The sequence below is a fragment of the Alistipes megaguti genome, from assembly GCF_944320325.1.
GTDB lineage: Bacteria > Bacteroidota > Bacteroidia > Bacteroidales > Rikenellaceae > Alistipes > Alistipes megaguti.
In genome coordinates this window covers 24,415-41,481 of sequence record NZ_CALUHA010000022.1, presented here as the reverse complement: position 1 = coordinate 41,481, position 17,067 = coordinate 24,415, and the positions used below count along the sequence as shown (strand labels likewise).

The following is a 17,067-nucleotide window of genomic DNA, read 5'->3' as shown; positions in this document are numbered from 1 at the left end:
GAATACGTTGCTGATGCTGCTGGGGCGTCTGGAGATTTTCGGTCTGATTCAGATCTTTTTGATTAAATGGTGGAGATAATCCGAAGCCTATGTTTCGCAGGAATTTCATATATGTGCTGGGTGCGCTCTTTCTGACGGCGGGCGGTCTGTTGGCCCAACAACCCCCGGTGGAGGCCCGCATTGCCGGTCTGGAGAACAACGAGGAGTATATGTCGCTGCTGGGCGAGGATGCCCGGTTGCAGCAGCGCGAGGATTCGATCGTGAATGCCGTGGCGCAACTGAGGCGTCAGCTGCGCGAGGATCCGGCACGCCGCCAGGAGTATTCGCAGCAGATCCTGCAGCTCGAAAGCCGGATCTTCGAGATCCGCAATGCGAAGGGCCGGCTGATCGACCGCATCAATACGATCGAACAGGAGTGGGTGCTGGCCAATCTGAACGGCGGCGTGCCGTCGGCGAACACCGCCGCGGAGAATCCGGCCGTGACGGTGCCCGATTCGCTGAAGGTGCGCAATCTGGTTGACAACCTCTACTTCCGCGAACATCTGGCCGAGGCCGATTACACGGCGCTGCGCCGCTCCCAGCAGCTTGAACCCCGCGCCCGGGAGTATGTCGACCGTTTCATGGCCAACTACGCCACGCTCCGTGATTTGGCCGAAACCTACGCCGCGGTGCAGACCGAACAGGAGGCCATGGAGATCTACGGACGGCTGAGGACCCTGCAGGGGGTGAACCGCGTCTTGTCGGATTCGCTCTCCGAGGTGTGGAACTACATCTTCGACAACAAGAACTACGCCTACGGTTATCTGCTCGATGAACTGGGCCAGGAGGAGATCCTCTCGCGCGAGGAGAAGGCTCTTTCGCGGGCGGTCCGCCGGCTCTCGGAGCTGAGCGATTCGACCGAATCGACGGCCGTGACGGACTATCTGCTGCGCAAACGGGTGTTGACCGACTACGAGACGGCGGTGGCCGGTGTCCTGTCGCTCGATGCGGCCCGGGATTCGCTGCGGGGGGTGGCCTCCGTGCTGGCGCAGGCGGACGAACGGCTGCCGCGCATCGCCGTGGCCGAACGCTACTTCCTGGACTACGACAGCGTGGCCTTCTCGTCGACGCCCAAATACACGTACAAGAACCCGATCCCCGAGTGCAAGGTCTACGCCAACGGCACGATCTACCGCATCCTGCTCGGAACGTTCAATACGAAGCGCGCCGCCGCGACCTTCCGCGGGGCCTATCCGCTGTTCTATCTGATCAACGACGACGGCAAGTGGTGCTACTATACGGGCGGTTTCGCCACGCTGGAGGAGGCGCAGGCGGCCCAGAAGGTGTTGAAGGAGCACGGTTTCGTGCGTCCGGAGATCGTGGTCTGGACCGACGGCGCGGAGCGGAACCTCTCGCGCGACCCCGAGGCGCAGAACCTCGCCTACCGGGTCGAGATCACCGGAACGGAGGCCCTCTCGGATGCCGTCAAGCAGGCCATCGCCGAGACGGCCGCCGGGCACGAACTCTCGCGCGTGGGTCAGCAGCTGTTCGTCGTCGGCGGGTTCAACGACCGCGCCGTGGCCGACCGTCTGGCCGATGCCGTCCGTCAGTTGGACCCCGCACTCGAAATTAAAGTGGTCGAGATGCCCAATCCGTGAGAATTTTTTGCTATCTTTAACTCCATAAAATCCCTCGAAGCGCTTTATGGAACTCTTCTACATCATTCTGCTTGTCTTCTTTGGCCTGCTATTCCTGCTGGCCGAACTGGTGCTGCTGCCCGGAGTCTCGATCGGCGCCATCCTGTCGCTGGTCTGCTACGGAAGCTCGATCTATCTGGCATTCAGGGATTACGGTACGACGGGCGGCGTGGTGGTCATCGCGGTTGTTCTGCTGTTGTCGCTTCTGGTGGTCGTCGTATCGCTGCGCGCCCGGACGTGGCAGCGCTTCTCGCTGCGGCAGGAGATCCGCTCGTCGAGCATGCCCGTGCTGCCGGCCGACGAACTGCAGGTCGGTGACCGCGGGCGCACCCTCTCGCGCCTCTCGCCGATGGGCAAGGTCGAGATCGGCGGCCGCACCTACGAGGCCAAATCCACCGGAGCCTACGTCGATCCGCAGCGCAAGGTCGAGGTCGTGGGCTTCGAGAATTTCAGCGTCATTGTCAAACCCCTCCCATAAAACACGTAACGTATGAATCTTCAGCTTGGACTGATCGCCTTGATCGTCGTCGTGAGCCTCTTTGCCATCTGGCTCATCTTCTATTTTATTCCCGTGGGACTGTGGTTCTCGGCACTGGTGTCGGGTGTGCGGATCAGTCTGCTGCAACTGGTGCTGATGCGCTGGCGCAAGGTGCCCCCTTCGATCATCGTCTCGTCGATGATCGAGAGCACGAAGGCCGGTCTGGCGCTCAACCCCAACGAGCTGGAGGCCCACTATCTGGCCGGCGGCAATGTCACGAACGTCGTCCATGCACTGGTCTCGGCCCAGAAGGCCAACATCCTGCTCGACTTCAAGATGGCCACGGCCATCGATCTGGCGGGACGCGACGTCTTCGAGGCGGTGCAGATGTCGGTCAATCCGAAGGTGATCAACACACCGCCGGTGGCCGCCGTGGCCAAGGACGGCATTCAGCTCATCGCCAAGGCCCGCGTCACGGTGCGTGCGAACATCAAACAGCTGGTCGGCGGTGCCGGTGAGGAGACCGTGCTGGCGCGTGTGGGCGAAGGCATTGTCTCGTCGATCGGTTCGGCCGCCACGCACAAGATTGTCCTCGAAAATCCCGATTCGATCTCGCGCGTGGTGCTCGAGAAGGGGCTCGATGCCGGTACGGCCTTCGAAATCCTCTCGATCGACATCGCCGACATCGACGTGGGCAAGAACATCGGCGCCCAGTTGCAGATGGACCAGGCCCAGGCCGACAAGAACATCGCCCAGGCCAAGGCCGAGGAGCGGCGTGCCATGGCCGTGGCTCTGGAGCAGGAGAACCGTGCCAAGGCCCAGGAGGCCCGTGCGAAGGTGATTCTGGCCGAAGCCGAGGTGCCGCTGGCCATGGCCGAGGCGTTCCGCAACGGAAACCTCGGAATCATGGACTATTACCGCATGAAGAACATGATGGCCGATACGCAGATGCGTGAGACCATCGCCCGGCCGGAGAAGAAATAGACGGCTTTGTTGACGGAATGGTATCGGGGCGCTGCGGCGCCCCTTTTTTGAATTCGGGACCCGAACAGCAAACACAATGATGAAGCGAATTCTTTTTCTGGCGGCAGCCCTTCTGATCGGGGTGGCCGCCGAGGCTGCGCGGATTGATACCGTGGCGGTCTTCAGCACCAAAATGCAACGTGAAATTCCGACCGTGGTGGTCCTTCCCGATGCGGCCGGCGAGGGACATCGCCTCCCGACGCTCTATCTGCTGCACGGTTACGGCGGATCGCACCTCTCGTGGCTCGGAATCACCGACCTGCCGCGTCTGGCCGACGGTTTCGGTATGATTCTGGTCTGCCCCGACGGCGAAAACAGCTGGTACTGGGACAGTCCGCTCGATCCCCGCTCGCAGTTCGAGACCTTCGTCGCGCAGGAGCTGGTCGACTGGATTGATGCCCGCTATCCGACCTTGCCCGTGCGTGAAAAACGGGCCATCACGGGATTGAGCATGGGTGGCCACGGCGCATGGTGGATTGCACTGCACCATCGGGACCGGTTTGGTGCGGCGGGTTCCACCTCGGGAGGTGTGGATATCCGTCCCTTCCCCGATTCGTGGGAGATGAAGCGGCAACTGGGCGAAGAGAAGGAGTTCCCCGAACGCTGGCGCGACCACACGGTGATCGAACAGGTCGACAGCCTGAAAAACGGCGATCTGGCCCTGATCTTCGATTGCGGGTACGAGGATTTCTTCTATGAGGTGAATCTGAATCTGCACAAGAAGCTCCTCGATCTGGGCATCGGTCACGACTTTCAGGTGCGGCCCGGGGCGCACAATGCGGCCTATTGGGCCATTTCGCTCCCCTCGCAGATGCTCTTCTTCTACCGTTATTTCGATCCCCGGGCGCTGAAAAAGTGATCCCCGGAACGGATCCCGGGGAGCACTGAAATCCGGACGGCCCCGCTTTCGGCCGTCAAGGTGCGCTGCATACGGGCTACGGAACGGGAACGGCCTCCCGTTCGGTGAGCGGTTCGGACGTCTCCTCCGGTGCCGCATCGAGGTGATCCTGCCACTTGATGGAGGCGTGGGTGCCGTCGCAGTAGGGCTTGTTGGCCGACTGGCCGCAGCGGCACAGCACCATGCGGTTGCGGATCTCGTAGGTTTGCCCCGTCTGGCGGCGCAGTGGAATGCCTCCCCGCACCCACAGCCCGCCGCTGGAGCCGATGGCCGGATCCTCGATCAGCCCCAGACTCGGTTCGAAACGAAACTCGTAGGGACGTCCCGAATCGCGATCCCAGGCCATCAATCGTCCGCCGGGACACATCGAGGCGGCCCGGATAGCCAAGCGGCGCGAGGTCGGATCGCCGGACCGTTCGGTCAGCGTCCAGGCATCTCCCGAGGCGTGGCAGAAGCGCGCGAAGACACAGTATTGCGCATTGTCGCTCATGGCGAGGGTCTCGCCGCGGATCTCCTCCGAATGGGCCAGCAGCGGTTCGTCACGGGCCGTGAGTGTCGGGTCCCAGCGGGCTGACGTATGGCTTCCGTCGCAATAGGGCTTGTGCTTCGAGGCTCCGCAGCGGCACAGGACCGTGGGTTCCGAAGCGGTCGGAAAATGACGCCCCGGCAGAAAGTACCAGCTTTCGTATTCGGCATTGAGCATGATGAACTGCGTGGCCAGCGGCGGACGGCCGTAGACCAGATAGGGGCCCTTCTCGCTCACGGTGATCGAGTAACGGTCGTCGGCCTGACGGCTTCCGGTTTCAATTTTCGGTGTCGACATATACTATATGCTTTTGGAATTCGTTAGTCTTTCGGCGGCAATAATTGTTCCGGATGCAAAAATCGCCGCTGTCGTGTGGGATTTGTCCCGCTTTTTGGTATCTTTGCAACGGTTTTTGGAATTGAAATTCAGTAAATACACGATGAATATGAAAAGATTCGCCGGGTGGTGTTGTGTGCTGGCCGCCGCCCTCTTCATCTCGTGCGGCAAGGACGATGTGACCGGGTCGCTTGCGTTCGACGAACCCGCCATCTTCTTCTCCGAGGGGGATACCGAGCCCGTGACGGTCCACTTTACAGCCTCGAACCTCGATACCTTCTCCATCTCGAGCAAACCGACCGGGTGGGACAATGTCGTCGTCAACAGCGCGGCCATGACCGTTACGGTTACTCCGCCGTCGACCTTCGACGAGGAGGATGTCAAAACCGGTACGGTGACGCTGAGCGGGTCGGGCCGCGACGGTGCCGCCGGCAGCGCTTCGATCTTCGTCGGGGTGGTTGCCCGGCAGGATCTCTCGGCGCAGCGGGCCAACAGCTACATCGTCTCCCAGAAGGAGACGAACTACCTGCTTGACGTCATGCACCGTCCCGACGACGCTTCGCTGGCAACGGTCTCGGTGGGCGTGGTGTGGCAGAGCGCTTCGAGTCTGATCCAGTATGTGACGCTCGACAACGGCAAGGCCTCGTTCTACGTCGGTGCCGACAGCAACGACGAAACGACGATCAAGTCGGGCAATGCCGTGATCGGTGCCTATGATGCCTCCGGAGCACTGCTCTGGAGCTGGCACATCTGGGTGACCGCGTACGATCCCTCGGCGGCAGCCGGCCAGCGGCTTTTCAACGGTTACACGATGATGGACCGCAACCTCGGAGCGCTGGCTTCGGGCAATGAATCGACGGACGATATCCGCTCTTCGTACGGACTCTATTACCAGTGGGGCCGCAAGGATCCCTTTATCGGTCCGTCGACCTACAACTTTGCCAACGGTACGGCCGCCACGATCTACAACGGCAGCAATGTAAGCCTTTCGGCGACTCCGGTGGAGACGAGTTCCTCGAACGGAACGGTGGATTACGCACGGCTTAATCCGCAGCTCTTCCTGAAGGGGGTCGAGGCGTCGGAGTACGACTGGCTGTGGAGCCACGACGCCGCGCTGTGGACGGCTCCCGGCACGGCTAAGAGCCTCTATGATCCCTGTCCGGCCGGCTGGCGTGTAGCTCCGGCGGCTGCCTTTGCGGGGCTGACGCCCGAGGCCGCCTCGCTGGAGTGGGCCAATACGAAATACAGCGTGACGCTGGCCAAAGACGGCGTTTCGTCGCTCTTCATGGGGGCCGGACAGCGCACCTATCGCGACGGCAAGTTCCAGAACTTCTATTTCACGGATGCCGATCCGAAGAGTACGCGTGCCGACGAGGCCCAGCCCTGGATCGGCCTCTACTGGACGGCCGATGCGTCGACGGCGGAGAATCTCTCCGCAGCCGTCTATTTCCACTACGGCAGTGCGGAGGCCGTTGAGGCCCCCTACGCCCTGCGGCGTGCCGGTGGACTCCCGGTCCGCTGCGTGAAGGAGTAGTTTCGGCCGCAGAGGGGCTCGCAGGTGCGGATACCCCGGCAGCCAGACCCTCAATAGAGCCGGTTCCCGTTGAGGGGACCGGCCTCTTTTTTCCCGACGCAGAGGCGGAGGAGCGGTTGTGCAATCTGTCAGGGGGATTCCGGCGTCGACCCGGAATTTCGGTACGACACTTGCAAGGATTCTCGAAAATCTTTGCACATGGAAATCAAAACAGGTAAAGGGTCCATTCCGCTCGTCGTGCTGCTGGCCATCTGGTCTGTATCGGCCATCGCTTCGCTGCCCGGACTGGCCATCTCGCCCATTTTGGGCGATCTGAACAAGGTATTTCCGAAAGTGACCGATCTGGAGATCCAGATGCTGACGTCGCTGCCGTCGCTGCTGATCATCCCCTTCGTGTTGCTGTCGGGCAAACTCTCCGAAGGTCGCGACAAACAGCGGATTCTCGCCGTCGGACTGTCGATCTTCTTTCTGAGCGGCGTGGCCTGCCTCTTCCTGCGCAGTATCGTCAGCCTGATTGTCGCCAGCTGCATCCTCGGCATCGGCGCCGGGATGGTCATCCCCCTTTCCACGGGGCTTGTCGTCGAGTACTTCACGGGCGACCGGCGTGTGCGGCAGCTGGGTTACAGCTCGGCGATCAACAACCTGACGCTCGTCGTAGCCACCGTGGTGACGGGTTATCTGGCCAATGTCGACTGGCACCTCCCCTTTCTGGTCTATACGCTGCCGGGGCTCTCGCTGGTCCTGTCGTTCTTTCTGCGGCGCCGTCCTCCCGAGCCCGAACCCGCCCGGAGCATCCAGCTGCGCAACAAACGCATCGATTGGCGGAAACTTGTCGGCCTGATGCTCTTCTACTTCTTCATCACCTATGCCGTGCTGGCCATCGTCTACTACGCATCGTTCCTGATCGACGATTACCGCATCCGCAACTCTTTCTCCGGGGTGCTGATCGCATTGTTCTTTCTGGCCATCATGCTGCCGGGACTCTTTGTCGACCGCATCATCCGGCGGCTCCGATCGTGGGTCAATTTCGTCGCGCTGCTCTCGGTGGCTGCCGGACTGCTGTGTCTGGGGCTCTTCCGCAGCGAAGCGATGCTCGTCGTCGGGGCGCTGCTGGCCGGTTACGGCTACGGCATCATGCAGCCCGTCATCTATGACAAGGCCGCTACGATCGCTCCGCCGCGATCGGCTACGCTGGCCCTCTCGTGCGTCATGGCGATGAACTACCTGGCGGTGATGATCTGCCCCTTCGTCGTGGATCTCTTCCGCGATCTCTTCCACACGCACGGCGAACGGTTCCCCTTCCTGTTCAATGCCGTGCTGGTGGCGGTCATGGCCGCCGTGACGTGGATGCGCCGTGCGGACTTCACCCTCGGATTGGGCGAGGAGTACTACCGCGACTGATGCTCCCGGGGGTGGCGACCCGAAAAAGAGAGATCCGGGATGCCAATTCTTCTGCCTCTGTTCTCTCTGCTCTCTCTGCTCTTTCTGTTCTCTTTCTCTCAGCTCTTCCTGCCCCCCCCCTCTTGATCAGTCGCGGTCGAGGAAGAAGATCGGAATGTTGGCCAGGAAGACATCCTTGCCCGAGAGCTGCGGGCGTTTGGCGATCAATTCGCTCAGCAGGATGTCGCCGATGACGTAGTTGCTCTCTTCGCTGATGAACTGCTCGTGGATTTTCGTGAAGTGAAGGATCTGCCGGACGTCGGTTTCGCGGTAGCGGGCGTAGATCTTCAGCTGGATGTCGGTCGTGTATTCGGGCTTCTCGATGTAGTTCATCTTCTTGTACTCGTAGCGGTAGTTGTGCTGCCGGGCCATGATGTCACTCAGGATCGACGAGGCTGTCGGAAGGCTTCCGGCCCCCTTGCCGAACATGAACTGGCGGTCGTAGCACTCGCCGCGGATCACCACGCCGTTGTACTCGTCGTCGACGCTGTAGATGTACTTTGACGGGGTGACGAACTCTGGCATGACGAACATCGTGAAGTGCTCGTCGCTCACCTTGACGACCTGTGCCACCAGTTTGATCTTGACGTTCTTTTCGCGGGCGTAGCGGATATCCGAGTCGTGGATCGTCGAGATGCCGTAGGTGAAGATCCGCTCCGGGGCGACGTACGTTCCCAGGGCGTGGACCGTGATGATGACCAGTTTGAAGAGCGAGTCGTAGCCCTCGATGTCGAACGACGGGTCACTCTCGGCAAACCCCAGCGCCTGGGCCTGAGCCAGCGCATGGGCGTAGGAGTCGCGGTGGTCGAAGACCCGCGAGAGGATGTAGTTCGACGAACCGTTCAGAATGCCCTTCACCTCGAGCAGCAGGTCGTTGTCGTAATACTCCTCGAGGTTGCGGATCACGGGGATCGAACCGCACGACGAGGCATCGTAGAGCAGCGCCACGTCGCGCGTCTTCTGAATCTCGATCAGTTCCGGAAGGTGGTGGGCCAGCATCGTCTTGCTGCCCGAAACGACCGGAATGCCGCGCAGCATGGCCCGTTTGACAATCCGGTAGGCCGCCTCGGCATCGTTGATCACCTCGACGACCAGATTCACGTTCTGGTTGTCCAGAATGTCGTCCACCGACGAGGTGAAGAGCTCCGGATCGACTTCGATCTTGCGGGGTTTCTGCGGGTCGCGCACGCAGATCTTCACGATCTCGGCGTGGGCGTTCTTCGATTTGCGCACCACTTCGTAGATGCCCTGTCCGACGACGCCGAATCCGAACAGTCCGATTTTGATTTTCGTCATAGCCGTATTTGTTTTTTGTTTGTTGATCAGAGAGGTTGTATCACGGCTCCGCCTCGAAGGGGCGCAGCAGCGCGTTGAGTTGTTCGTATTCGACCAGAAAGCCGTCGTGACCGAACGGCGAGTCGATCTCTCCGTAACGGCTTCCGGGGATCCGGCGTTGCAGGCGCCGCATCTCGGCCGGGGTGAAGATGATGTCGGTCGTGATCCCGACGATGAGCGTCCGGGCCCGGATCCGCCCGAGGGCCGCCTCTACCCCGCCCCGTGCGTATCCGACGTCGTGCGTGTCGAAGGCATCGAGGATCACGTGGTACGAATAGGCGTTGTAGCGCCGGCAGAGCTTCTCGCCCTGGTATTGCTGATAGGTACAGGCGCGGTGGTTTTCGGGCGACTCCTCGCGGTCCTGCTGCGTGAGGTTGTAGCCTTCGGGGCCGCGGTAGCTCAGCAGCCCCAGGGCCCGGGCCGTGGCCAGCCCCTTCATGCCGGCATCGGGGCGCTCCTGGCCGTAGGTTGCGTCGGCCTCGAGGGCCATGCGCTGCGTCTCGTTGATGGCGATGTTCCAGGGCGAGGCCTTGGCATCGGTGGCGATCAGCACCAGCCGCTCGATACGTTCCGGCTCCCCGACGGCCCACTCCACGGCCTGGAATCCCCCGACCGAACTCCCCACCAGCAGTGCAATCCGTCCGATGCCGAGTGCGTCGGCCAGCAGGCGGTGGGCCCGCACCATGTCGCGGATCGTGACGTGCGGAAAGCTGCCGTACCAGGGACGGCCCGTCGCCGGATTCACGTGCAGCGGCCCGGTTGTGCCGTAGTGCGAGCCGAGGATGTTGGCACAGACCACAAAGTAACGGTCCGGGTCGAGAAAACGCCCCTGCTCCACCGTGTGAGGCCACCAGTCGGCCACCTCCGAATTGGCCGTCAGCGCATGGCAGACCCATGCGACGTTGTCGCGTGCGGCATTCAGCCGGCCGTAGGTGTGGTAGGCGATGCGCAGTTCGGGCAGCACAGCGCCCGATTCGAGTCGGAAGGGCCCGGGGGCCCGATAGATCGTCGGTTCCATCGTGAGGCGTTTCGGCGTGCGGTTATTCGGCGTGGGTGAAGGCCTGCTCGAAGTCCTCGATCAGATCCTCGACATTTTCGAGTCCGACCGAGATGCGCAGCATCGTCGGCGTGACGCCGGCGGCCGCCAGATCGGCCTCGCTCAACTGCTTGTGGGTCGTTGAGGCGGGATGGGTCACTACGGTGATCGAGTCGCCGATCATCGTCATGTTGGCTGCCAGGCGGAGCGACTCGACGAAGCGCACGGTGCTCTCCAGCGTTTCCTGCAGCTCGATGGTGAAGATCGCCGACGACCCGAAACGGTAGTATTTGCGGGCGTTGTCGTGGCTCGGATGGGTGTCGAAACCCACGTAGCTGACCGTGCGCACCTTCGGGTGGAGGCGGCAGAATTCGGCCAGCCGGCGCGTCGATTCGACCTCCTGACGCACGCGCAGCGAGAGGGTCTCCAGACCGATCAGCATCAGGTACGAATCGAACGGCGAGGGGCAGCACCCCATGTCGCGCAAGCCGTCGACGCGGCACTTGACGATGAAGGCCGCCGCACCGAACGCCTCGTGGAGATTCAGCCCGTGGTAGCCTTCCGAAGGTCCGTCAATCTGCGGGAACTTGCCGTTGGCCCAGTTGTAGTTGCCGCCGTCGACGATCACGCCGCCCATCGACGTCCCGTGGCCGTTGATCCACTTCGTGGCCGAGTCGACGACGATGTTGGCCCCCCACTCGAAGGGATTGCACAGGTAGCCCGCCGCGCCGAACGTATTGTCGACCACCAGCGGCACGTCGCGCCGCCGCGCCAGTTTGCCCAGCGCCTCCAGATCCGGCACGGCACAGGTCGGATTGCCCATGCTCTCGACGTAGAGGGCCTTCGTGCGATCGTCGATCAGCGCCTCGAACGACGCGGGATCCTCGCTCGGAGCGATGCGGCAGTCGATGCCCAGCCGGCGCAGCGTGATGCGGAACTGGTTGTAGGTGCCGCCGTAGAGGAACGGCGAGGTGACGATGTTGTCGCCCTCCCCGGCCAGCGAGAGCACCGTGACCAGAATGGCCGACATGCCCGACGAGACGGCCAGCGCCCCGACGGCACCGTACAGGGCGGCGATGCGCTCCTCGAAGGCTGCCGTCGTGGGGTTCTGCAGCCGGGTGTAGATATTTCCGGCTTCGCTCAGTTCGAAGAGCCGCGCCGCATGGTCGCAGCTGCGGAAACGGTAGGCTGCCGTGGGCCAGATGGCTATTCCGCGCGAACCGGTCGGTTCGTCGGGGTTGAGTCCGGCATGGATCTGCCGGGTCTCGAATCGGTACTTTCGCGTATCCATTTCAATTGACGTTTGATAGCGGTTTTACAAAAAAAATCCGACTTTCTTCAAAGCCGGATCATATCGTTTCTGCACACGAAAAGGTTACACCCGGCTTGCTCGGCTGCACATGCACATGACCATCATCGTCGTCGAGGAGGTGTCGACGACTTTCTGCGTATATACGCGATATGTGGTTTGTGCCTTCATGCCGCTTTCCGGGTTTCGGATCGTGTTGTTGATGCAAATATAGAAAAAGATTTTAATAAATGCAACCCGACACAAGAAAAGCCCCGCATTTTTCGTGCGGGGCTTTTCGCGGGTTTCTGTGGCCGGGCTTTCGGCCGGCCCGGGCCGGGTATGGGATTTTCACGCCCGGCGGTCGATCAGCTCGATTCCCTGACGGGTAGCTGCACCGCGCAGTATCGTGCGGCAGAAGAGGCTCAACTCTTCACGCGAGGTGCCGTTCAGCCGCAGGTCGAGCAGCGAGCCCATCAACTGGTCGGCAAAGGCCGCAGCGTCGATTTCGGGCAGCAGCAACTCCTGTTTGCGACAGGAGTCGAGTAGCAGTGAGAGCTCCTTGTGCCAGAATTCGCGGTGTTCGTCGTAGTGCTCGGCGAAGATCACCTTGCGGCGCAGGTCCGACAGAAAGCTGTGATCCACCTTGTAGAGGTTCTCGATGTACTGGTTCATCAACCGGAGGGCCTTCTGCAGGGGATTTCCTCCCCGGCGTTTGCGACAGGCAACGATCTGCTGCTGCTGTTCGTTGCGCATGGCGTCCAGACAGGCGCCGATCAGATCGTTCTTGTCGGTGAACATTTCGTAGAGCGTGCGTTTCGAGATGCCCAGCGTCTGTGCAATCTCATCGACCCGCACGGCACGGATGCCGTTGCGGGAGATGAACTCCTGCGTCGTGCGGATGATCTCTTCCTTGGTCGCTCCCCGTTTCATTACTTTTCCTCCTGGCTTGTAAGGTCACGTCCGCCGCCGAGAGCCTGATAGAGGTTCACGATGCCCTGGATCTCGTCGAACTGATCGGAGATCTGCGACAGCTGGGCCGAGAGCAGCGACTGTTGGGCGGTCAATACCTCGAGGTAGGTCGTCGTGCCGTGCTGCATGAGCAGTTCGGTAGCCTCGACGGCACGCTCGAGCGCCTCGATCTGGGCGATGCGCAGATCGGTCTTGGCGCGGGCCGACTGGCACTGCACCAGTGCGTTGTTGACCTCGGCTCCGGCATTGAGCAGCGCCTGCTGGAATGCCAGACGCGACTCCTCCTGCTGGGCCTTGGCGATCTTCACCTGGGCGCGGTTGGCGTTGGCGTTGAAGATCGGCTGCAGCAGCGATGCGGCGGCCGTCCAGATCAGCTTGCCCGGATCGACAATGATGCCGTTGTTGTTCGTCCAGCCGAGCGTACCGCTCAGCGTGATCGACGGATAGAGCGCCGACCGTGCACTGGCCGTAGCGTAGTAGGACTGCATGAGCGAGTATTCGGCCTGACGGATGTCGGGACGGTTCGAGAGCATCTGCAGGGGCACGCCCACGGCCAGCGTGGCGGGCATCTGCTGTGCCTCCAGAAGACCGCGCTCGATCGGGTGCGGAGCCTCGCCCAGCAGCGAGCAGAGGCTGTTTTCGGTCTGCGTGCGCTGGTAGGCCAGATCGTGCAGCGACGCCTCGATCGAGAGCGTGTTGGCCTCGTACTGGGCCACGCCGGCCTCGTTGGTCAGACCCGCATCCTTCATGGCGCGCATCATCTCGACGCTCTGACGCCATTTGGCGGCCGTCTCTTCGGTCACCGTGTACTGGCTGTCGAGCATCAGCAGCGTGTAGTAGAGGTTGGCCACGCTGGCGATGAGCTGCGTCTTGACGGCCTGCTCATACTCCTGGCTCTGCAGGTAGAGTGCCTTGGCCTTGCGTTTGGCGTTGGTCAGACCGTTGAAGATGTCGATCTGCCAGCTGGCCGTCACGGGAATCGTGTAGGTTTTCGTCGGCGTGGCGCCGTCGAAGCTGCTCAGCGAACCCTGGGGGGCGAAGTTGAACGACGGCAGGTAGGCCAGCCGCGCCGATTTGAGCGTGGCTTCGGCCTCCTTGACGCGCCATCCGGCCGATTGCAGGTCGGTGTTGTTCTCCAGAGCCCGCGTGATGAGCGTCTGCAGCTGCGGATCGGTGAACATCTCCTGCCAGTTGATGTCGCCCAGCGTGGTCGAGTCGTTGGTCTCGGCCGTGCCGTACAGTCCGTCGGTCATCACCTCGGGACGGGTGTAGGGCTTGTAGATGCCGCAGCCGGTCATGGCCGCTGCAGCCAGTATGATGATGGCTTTTCTCATGGTTTACTCCTCCTCTTTCTCGTTTTTAACCTCTTCTACTTCGGCGCGTACGGCCCACTGCGGATCGGGATCCAGTTCGAGGGGTTTGAGCTTCTCCTGAAGCGTCTCGAAGACGATGAACAGCGACGGCACGAGGAACAGCAGGGCCAGCGTTCCGACGATCATACCTCCGACGACACCCGAACCCAGCGTCGAGTTGCCGTTGGCACCTACGCCGTGCGACAGTACCAGCGGGATCATACCGAAGACGCAGGTCAGCACGGTCATCAGGATAGGACGCAGACGGACCTTGGCGGCCGAGACGGCGGCCTGCGTGAGGCTCATGCCCGCACGGCGGCGGTCGGCGGCGTACTCCGTGATCAGGATGGCGGTCTTCGACAACAGACCGATCAGCATGATGATACCCGTCTGGAGGTAGATGTTGTTTTCGAGTCCCATGATCTTGGCCAGCAGGAACGAACCCATCAGTCCGCACGGTACGGCCAGAATGACGGCGAACGGCAGCAGGAAGCTCTCGTACAGGGCGCTCAGGAGCAGGTAGATCAGCAGGATGCAGATACTGAAGATGATGATCGTGTTGCTGCCCGTCTGTGCCTCCTCACGCGTGATGCCGTCGAACTCGTAGCCGTAGCCTCGGGGCAGTACCTGGGCGGCAACCTCCTGGATGGCCTTGATGGCGTCACCCGACGAGTAACCGTCGGCGGCCATACCGTTCACGGCGATCGAGTTGTACATGTTGAAGCGGTTGAGCACCTCCGAACTGTAGACACGCGTCAGGTTGACGAACTGACTCAGCGGAGCCATCTCGCCGCTTTCGGTGCGGACGAAGACGTTGTTCAGCGATTCGGTGTCGAGACGGTATTTCGGGTCGGCCTGGATCGTCACGTAGTACATCTTCGAGAATCGGTTGATGTTCGAGACGTACTGTCCTCCGTAGTATCCCGAGAGGGTCGAGAGGATGGTCGAGGGCGATACGCCGGCGCGTTTGGCCTTGGCGGCGTCGATGTCGACCATGTACTGCGGGAAGTTGATGTTGAAGGTCGAGTAGGCACGGGCGATTTCGGGGCGCTGGTTCAGCGCGGCGATGAACTGCAGGTAGATGTTGTAGAAATCGGTCAGATCACCGCCTGTCTTGTCTTGAAGGTTCATCGAGAAACCGGTCGACGTACCGTAACCCGAGATCATGGGCGGAGCCACGGCGAAGAGCTGGGCATCCTTGATGTCGGCCGTGCGGGCGTAGATCTGGTTGATGACCGCATTGACGGCATCCTCCTTATCGGGACGCTCGTCCCAGTCCTTCAGCTTGATGATACACATACCGTACGACGTACCCTGACCGGCGATCATGCCGTAACCGGCCGTCTGCATGAAGTCCTTGATCTGCGGGATGCTCCGGATGCGTCCGGCGATCTCCTCCATGACCTTGTTGGTTTCGGAGAGGGTCGAACCCGGTGCGGTGGTGACATTGACCATGATGGTACCCTGGTCCTCGTCGGGCACCAGACCCGTCTTGGTGGAGTTCATCAGCACGACCAGTGCCACAAAGGCCAGGCCGAGCGTCGACCACATGAGCCACTTGTGCTTGATGAAGAGCATCACGCCGTGCTTGTACTTGGCTACCAGGGCGCCGAAGGCGGTGTTGAAGGCCTTGCGGAAGCGGGCTGCGAAGTTGTTGCGCATCTCGCCGTTCTCATCCAGATAGGGTCTCAGGATCAGGGCGCAGAGGGCCGGCGAGAGGGTCAGGGCGTTGACGGCCGACAGACCCACGGACACGGCCATCGTGATACCGAACTGCGTGTAGAAGACACCCGACGTACCGCCCATCATCGCCACGGGGATGAACACGGCCATGAAGACGAGCGTCGAGGTAACGATGGCCGACGTGATACCCGACATGGCGTCGATCGTGGCCATGTAGGAGGACTTGTATCCGGCGTCGAAGCGCGCCTGAACGGCCTCGACGACGATGATGGCATCATCGACCACCGTACCGATCGCAAGTACCAGGGCGAAGAGCGTCAGCAGGTTGATCGAGAATCCGGCCACCGACAGGAAGGCGAACGTACCGACCAGGGCCACGATGATCGAGACCGTCGGGATGAGCGTCGAACGGATATCCTGCAGGAAGACGTATACGACGAGGATTACGAGCAGAATGGCCTCGAAGAGGGTCTTGACCACCTCCTTCATCGAAGCGTAGAGGAAGTCGTTGACGCTCTGCAGGTGGGCGATGGCGATGCCTTTGGGCAACTCCTGCGAGATTTCGTCGAGCAGCGTGTTGACGTCGTTGACGACCTGAGTGGCGTTCGAGCCGGCGGTCTGGAAGACCATGGCGCTGACGCCCGGGTGTCCGTTCGTGTAGCCCTTGAAGGCGTAGGATTCACGGCCGAGTTCGATGTCGGCGATATCCTTCAGACGCAGGACGTTGCCGTCGGCATCCGAGCGGATGACCACCTGCCCGAACTCTTCGGGGGTCTGCATACGTCCGCGATACTTCATCGTATACTGGAACGTATTGTCGGAGTTCTCACCCAGCGTACCGGTAGCTGATTCGATGTTCTGCTCGGCCAGTGCCGCCGTTACGTCCGACGGGATGAGCTTGTACTGGGCCATGACGTCGGGCTTGAGCCAGACACGCATCGAGTAGTCGGCGCCCAGCGTGAAGGCTTCGCCGACGCCCTGGACACGCAGGATTCGGGGCTCGATATTGATCTTCAGGTAGTTCGACAGGAACGTTTCGTCGTAGCTGTCGTCGGGGCTGTAGAGCGAGAAGATCTTCACCATGGAGGTCTGACGCTTCATGGTGGTCACACCGATCTGCGTTACCTCGGAAGGCAGCTGTCCGGTGGCGGTCGATACCTTGTTCTGTACGTTCACGGCCGCCATGTCGGGGTCGGTTCCCTGGCGGAAGTAGATCGAGATCGAGGCGCTTCCGGCTGCGGCGCTCGAGGTGATGTAGGTCATGTTCTCGACGCCGTTGATGGCCTCCTCGAGGGGCACGACCACCGATTTCTGAATGGTCTCGGCACTGGCTCCCGGATAGGAGGCACGTACCATGACCGTCGGGGGCGCGATGTCGGGGTATTGCTCGATAGGCAGTGTTGCAAGGCCGATGATGCCCGCAATCACGATGACAATGGAGATGACCGACGCCAGTACGGGTCGTTCAATGAAATGTCTGAGTGTCATGG

General features: G+C 61.4%; 13 protein-coding genes. 6 read left to right on the top strand and 7 right to left on the bottom strand.

The genetic code is table 11. The features are described from left to right. The first annotated feature begins 89 nt into the window (after window positions 1-89). The 4 genes from PUQ42_RS07160 to PUQ42_RS07145 all read left to right on the top strand — a co-directional run bounded on the left by PUQ42_RS07160 (window position 90) and on the right by PUQ42_RS07145 (window position 4,036). Window positions 90-1,637, top strand: coding sequence for an SPOR domain-containing protein (locus PUQ42_RS07160; protein ID WP_273372361.1), 1,548 nt, complete (start codon window positions 90-92; stop codon window positions 1,635-1,637). Between the two features lie 46 nt (window positions 1,638-1,683). After that, window positions 1,684-2,154 carry an NfeD family protein gene (locus tag PUQ42_RS07155; RefSeq protein WP_122120698.1) on the top strand — a complete coding sequence of 157 codons (471 nt, stop codon included), beginning with the start codon at window positions 1,684-1,686 and terminating at the stop codon, window positions 2,152-2,154. A gap of 12 nt (window positions 2,155-2,166) precedes the next feature. Then, on the top strand, window positions 2,167-3,138 hold the full coding sequence (gene floA / locus PUQ42_RS07150; RefSeq protein WP_087403971.1) for a flotillin-like protein FloA: 972 nt from the start codon (window positions 2,167-2,169) through the stop codon (window positions 3,136-3,138). Between the two features lie 76 nt (window positions 3,139-3,214). Further along, a complete protein-coding gene (locus PUQ42_RS07145) occupies window positions 3,215-4,036 on the top strand; it encodes an alpha/beta hydrolase (RefSeq protein WP_122120699.1) in 822 nt (273 codons plus the stop codon). A 76-nt stretch (window positions 4,037-4,112) separates the two neighbouring features. Here PUQ42_RS07145 and PUQ42_RS07140 read toward each other — a convergent pair whose 3' ends face one another. Continuing rightward, on the bottom strand, window positions 4,113-4,898 hold the full coding sequence (locus PUQ42_RS07140; protein ID WP_273372354.1) for a CDGSH iron-sulfur domain-containing protein: 786 nt from the start codon (window positions 4,896-4,898) through the stop codon (window positions 4,113-4,115). A 148-nt stretch (window positions 4,899-5,046) separates the two neighbouring features. Between PUQ42_RS07140 and PUQ42_RS07135 the strand changes: the two genes are divergently transcribed. Continuing rightward, entirely contained in the window at window positions 5,047-6,471 is a 1,425-nt protein-coding gene (locus PUQ42_RS07135) for a hypothetical protein (RefSeq protein ID WP_273372351.1), read from the top strand. Window positions 6,472-6,669: 198 nt separating this feature from the next. Next, the gene (locus PUQ42_RS07130) at window positions 6,670-7,872 is read left to right on the top strand and encodes an MFS transporter (RefSeq protein WP_122120701.1); all 1,203 of its coding nucleotides are present in this window, start codon (window positions 6,670-6,672) and stop codon (window positions 7,870-7,872) included. Between the two features lie 126 nt (window positions 7,873-7,998). On the opposite strand, the gene PUQ42_RS07125 is transcribed toward PUQ42_RS07130, so the two are convergent. The 6 genes from PUQ42_RS07125 to PUQ42_RS07100 form a co-directional block, all read right to left on the bottom strand. Next, window positions 7,999-9,207 carry a homoserine dehydrogenase gene (locus tag PUQ42_RS07125; RefSeq protein ID WP_273372348.1) on the bottom strand — a complete coding sequence of 403 codons (1,209 nt, stop codon included), beginning with the start codon at window positions 9,205-9,207 and terminating at the stop codon, window positions 7,999-8,001. A gap of 40 nt (window positions 9,208-9,247) precedes the next feature. Further along, entirely contained in the window at window positions 9,248-10,264 is a 1,017-nt protein-coding gene (locus PUQ42_RS07120; protein WP_087309277.1) for a homoserine O-acetyltransferase family protein, read from the bottom strand. Window positions 10,265-10,286: 22 nt separating this feature from the next. Next, window positions 10,287-11,573 (bottom strand): O-acetylhomoserine aminocarboxypropyltransferase/cysteine synthase family protein, encoded by a 1,287-nt coding sequence (locus PUQ42_RS07115; RefSeq protein ID WP_273372344.1) that lies wholly within the window; start codon window positions 11,571-11,573, stop codon window positions 10,287-10,289. 348 nt (window positions 11,574-11,921) lie between these two features. Continuing rightward, window positions 11,922-12,503, bottom strand: a complete 582-nt coding sequence (locus PUQ42_RS07110) for a TetR/AcrR family transcriptional regulator (RefSeq protein WP_273372341.1) — start codon at window positions 12,501-12,503, stop codon at window positions 11,922-11,924. Next, window positions 12,503-13,876: a TolC family protein gene (locus PUQ42_RS07105; protein ID WP_122120705.1), complete on the bottom strand. Its 1,374-nt coding sequence runs from the start codon at window positions 13,874-13,876 to the stop codon at window positions 12,503-12,505. Before PUQ42_RS07105 ends, PUQ42_RS07110 begins: the two co-directional genes overlap by 1 nt. 3 nt (window positions 13,877-13,879) lie before the next feature. Then, window positions 13,880-17,065: an efflux RND transporter permease subunit gene (locus tag PUQ42_RS07100; RefSeq protein WP_273372338.1), complete on the bottom strand. Its 3,186-nt coding sequence runs from the start codon at window positions 17,063-17,065 to the stop codon at window positions 13,880-13,882. Window positions 17,066-17,067: the final 2 nt, after the last annotated feature.

Excerpts from the sequence above, each read along its gene's own strand:
- PUQ42_RS07110 (WP_273372341.1), bottom strand. The coding sequence starts at position 12,503 with ATGAAACGGGGAGCGACCAAGGAAGAGATCATCCGCACGACGCAGGAG.
- PUQ42_RS07120 (WP_087309277.1), bottom strand. The coding sequence starts at position 10,264 with ATGGAACCGACGATCTATCGGGCCCCCGGGCCCTTCCGACTCGAATCG.
- PUQ42_RS07145 (WP_122120699.1), top strand. The coding sequence starts at position 3,215 with ATGATGAAGCGAATTCTTTTTCTGGCGGCAGCCCTTCTGATCGGGGTG.
- PUQ42_RS07130 (WP_122120701.1), top strand. The coding sequence starts at position 6,670 with ATGGAAATCAAAACAGGTAAAGGGTCCATTCCGCTCGTCGTGCTGCTG.
- PUQ42_RS07140 (WP_273372354.1), bottom strand. The coding sequence starts at position 4,898 with ATGTCGACACCGAAAATTGAAACCGGAAGCCGTCAGGCCGACGACCGT.
- PUQ42_RS07115 (WP_273372344.1), bottom strand. The coding sequence starts at position 11,573 with ATGGATACGCGAAAGTACCGATTCGAGACCCGGCAGATCCATGCCGGA.
- PUQ42_RS07135 (WP_273372351.1), top strand. The coding sequence starts at position 5,047 with ATGAAAAGATTCGCCGGGTGGTGTTGTGTGCTGGCCGCCGCCCTCTTC.
- floA (WP_087403971.1), top strand. The coding sequence starts at position 2,167 with ATGAATCTTCAGCTTGGACTGATCGCCTTGATCGTCGTCGTGAGCCTC.
- PUQ42_RS07125 (WP_273372348.1), bottom strand. The coding sequence starts at position 9,207 with ATGACGAAAATCAAAATCGGACTGTTCGGATTCGGCGTCGTCGGACAG.
- PUQ42_RS07105 (WP_122120705.1), bottom strand. The coding sequence starts at position 13,876 with ATGAGAAAAGCCATCATCATACTGGCTGCAGCGGCCATGACCGGCTGC.
- PUQ42_RS07155 (WP_122120698.1), top strand. The coding sequence starts at position 1,684 with ATGGAACTCTTCTACATCATTCTGCTTGTCTTCTTTGGCCTGCTATTC.
- PUQ42_RS07160 (WP_273372361.1), top strand. The coding sequence starts at position 90 with ATGTTTCGCAGGAATTTCATATATGTGCTGGGTGCGCTCTTTCTGACG.
- PUQ42_RS07100 (WP_273372338.1), bottom strand. The coding sequence starts at position 17,065 with ATGACACTCAGACATTTCATTGAACGACCCGTACTGGCGTCGGTCATC.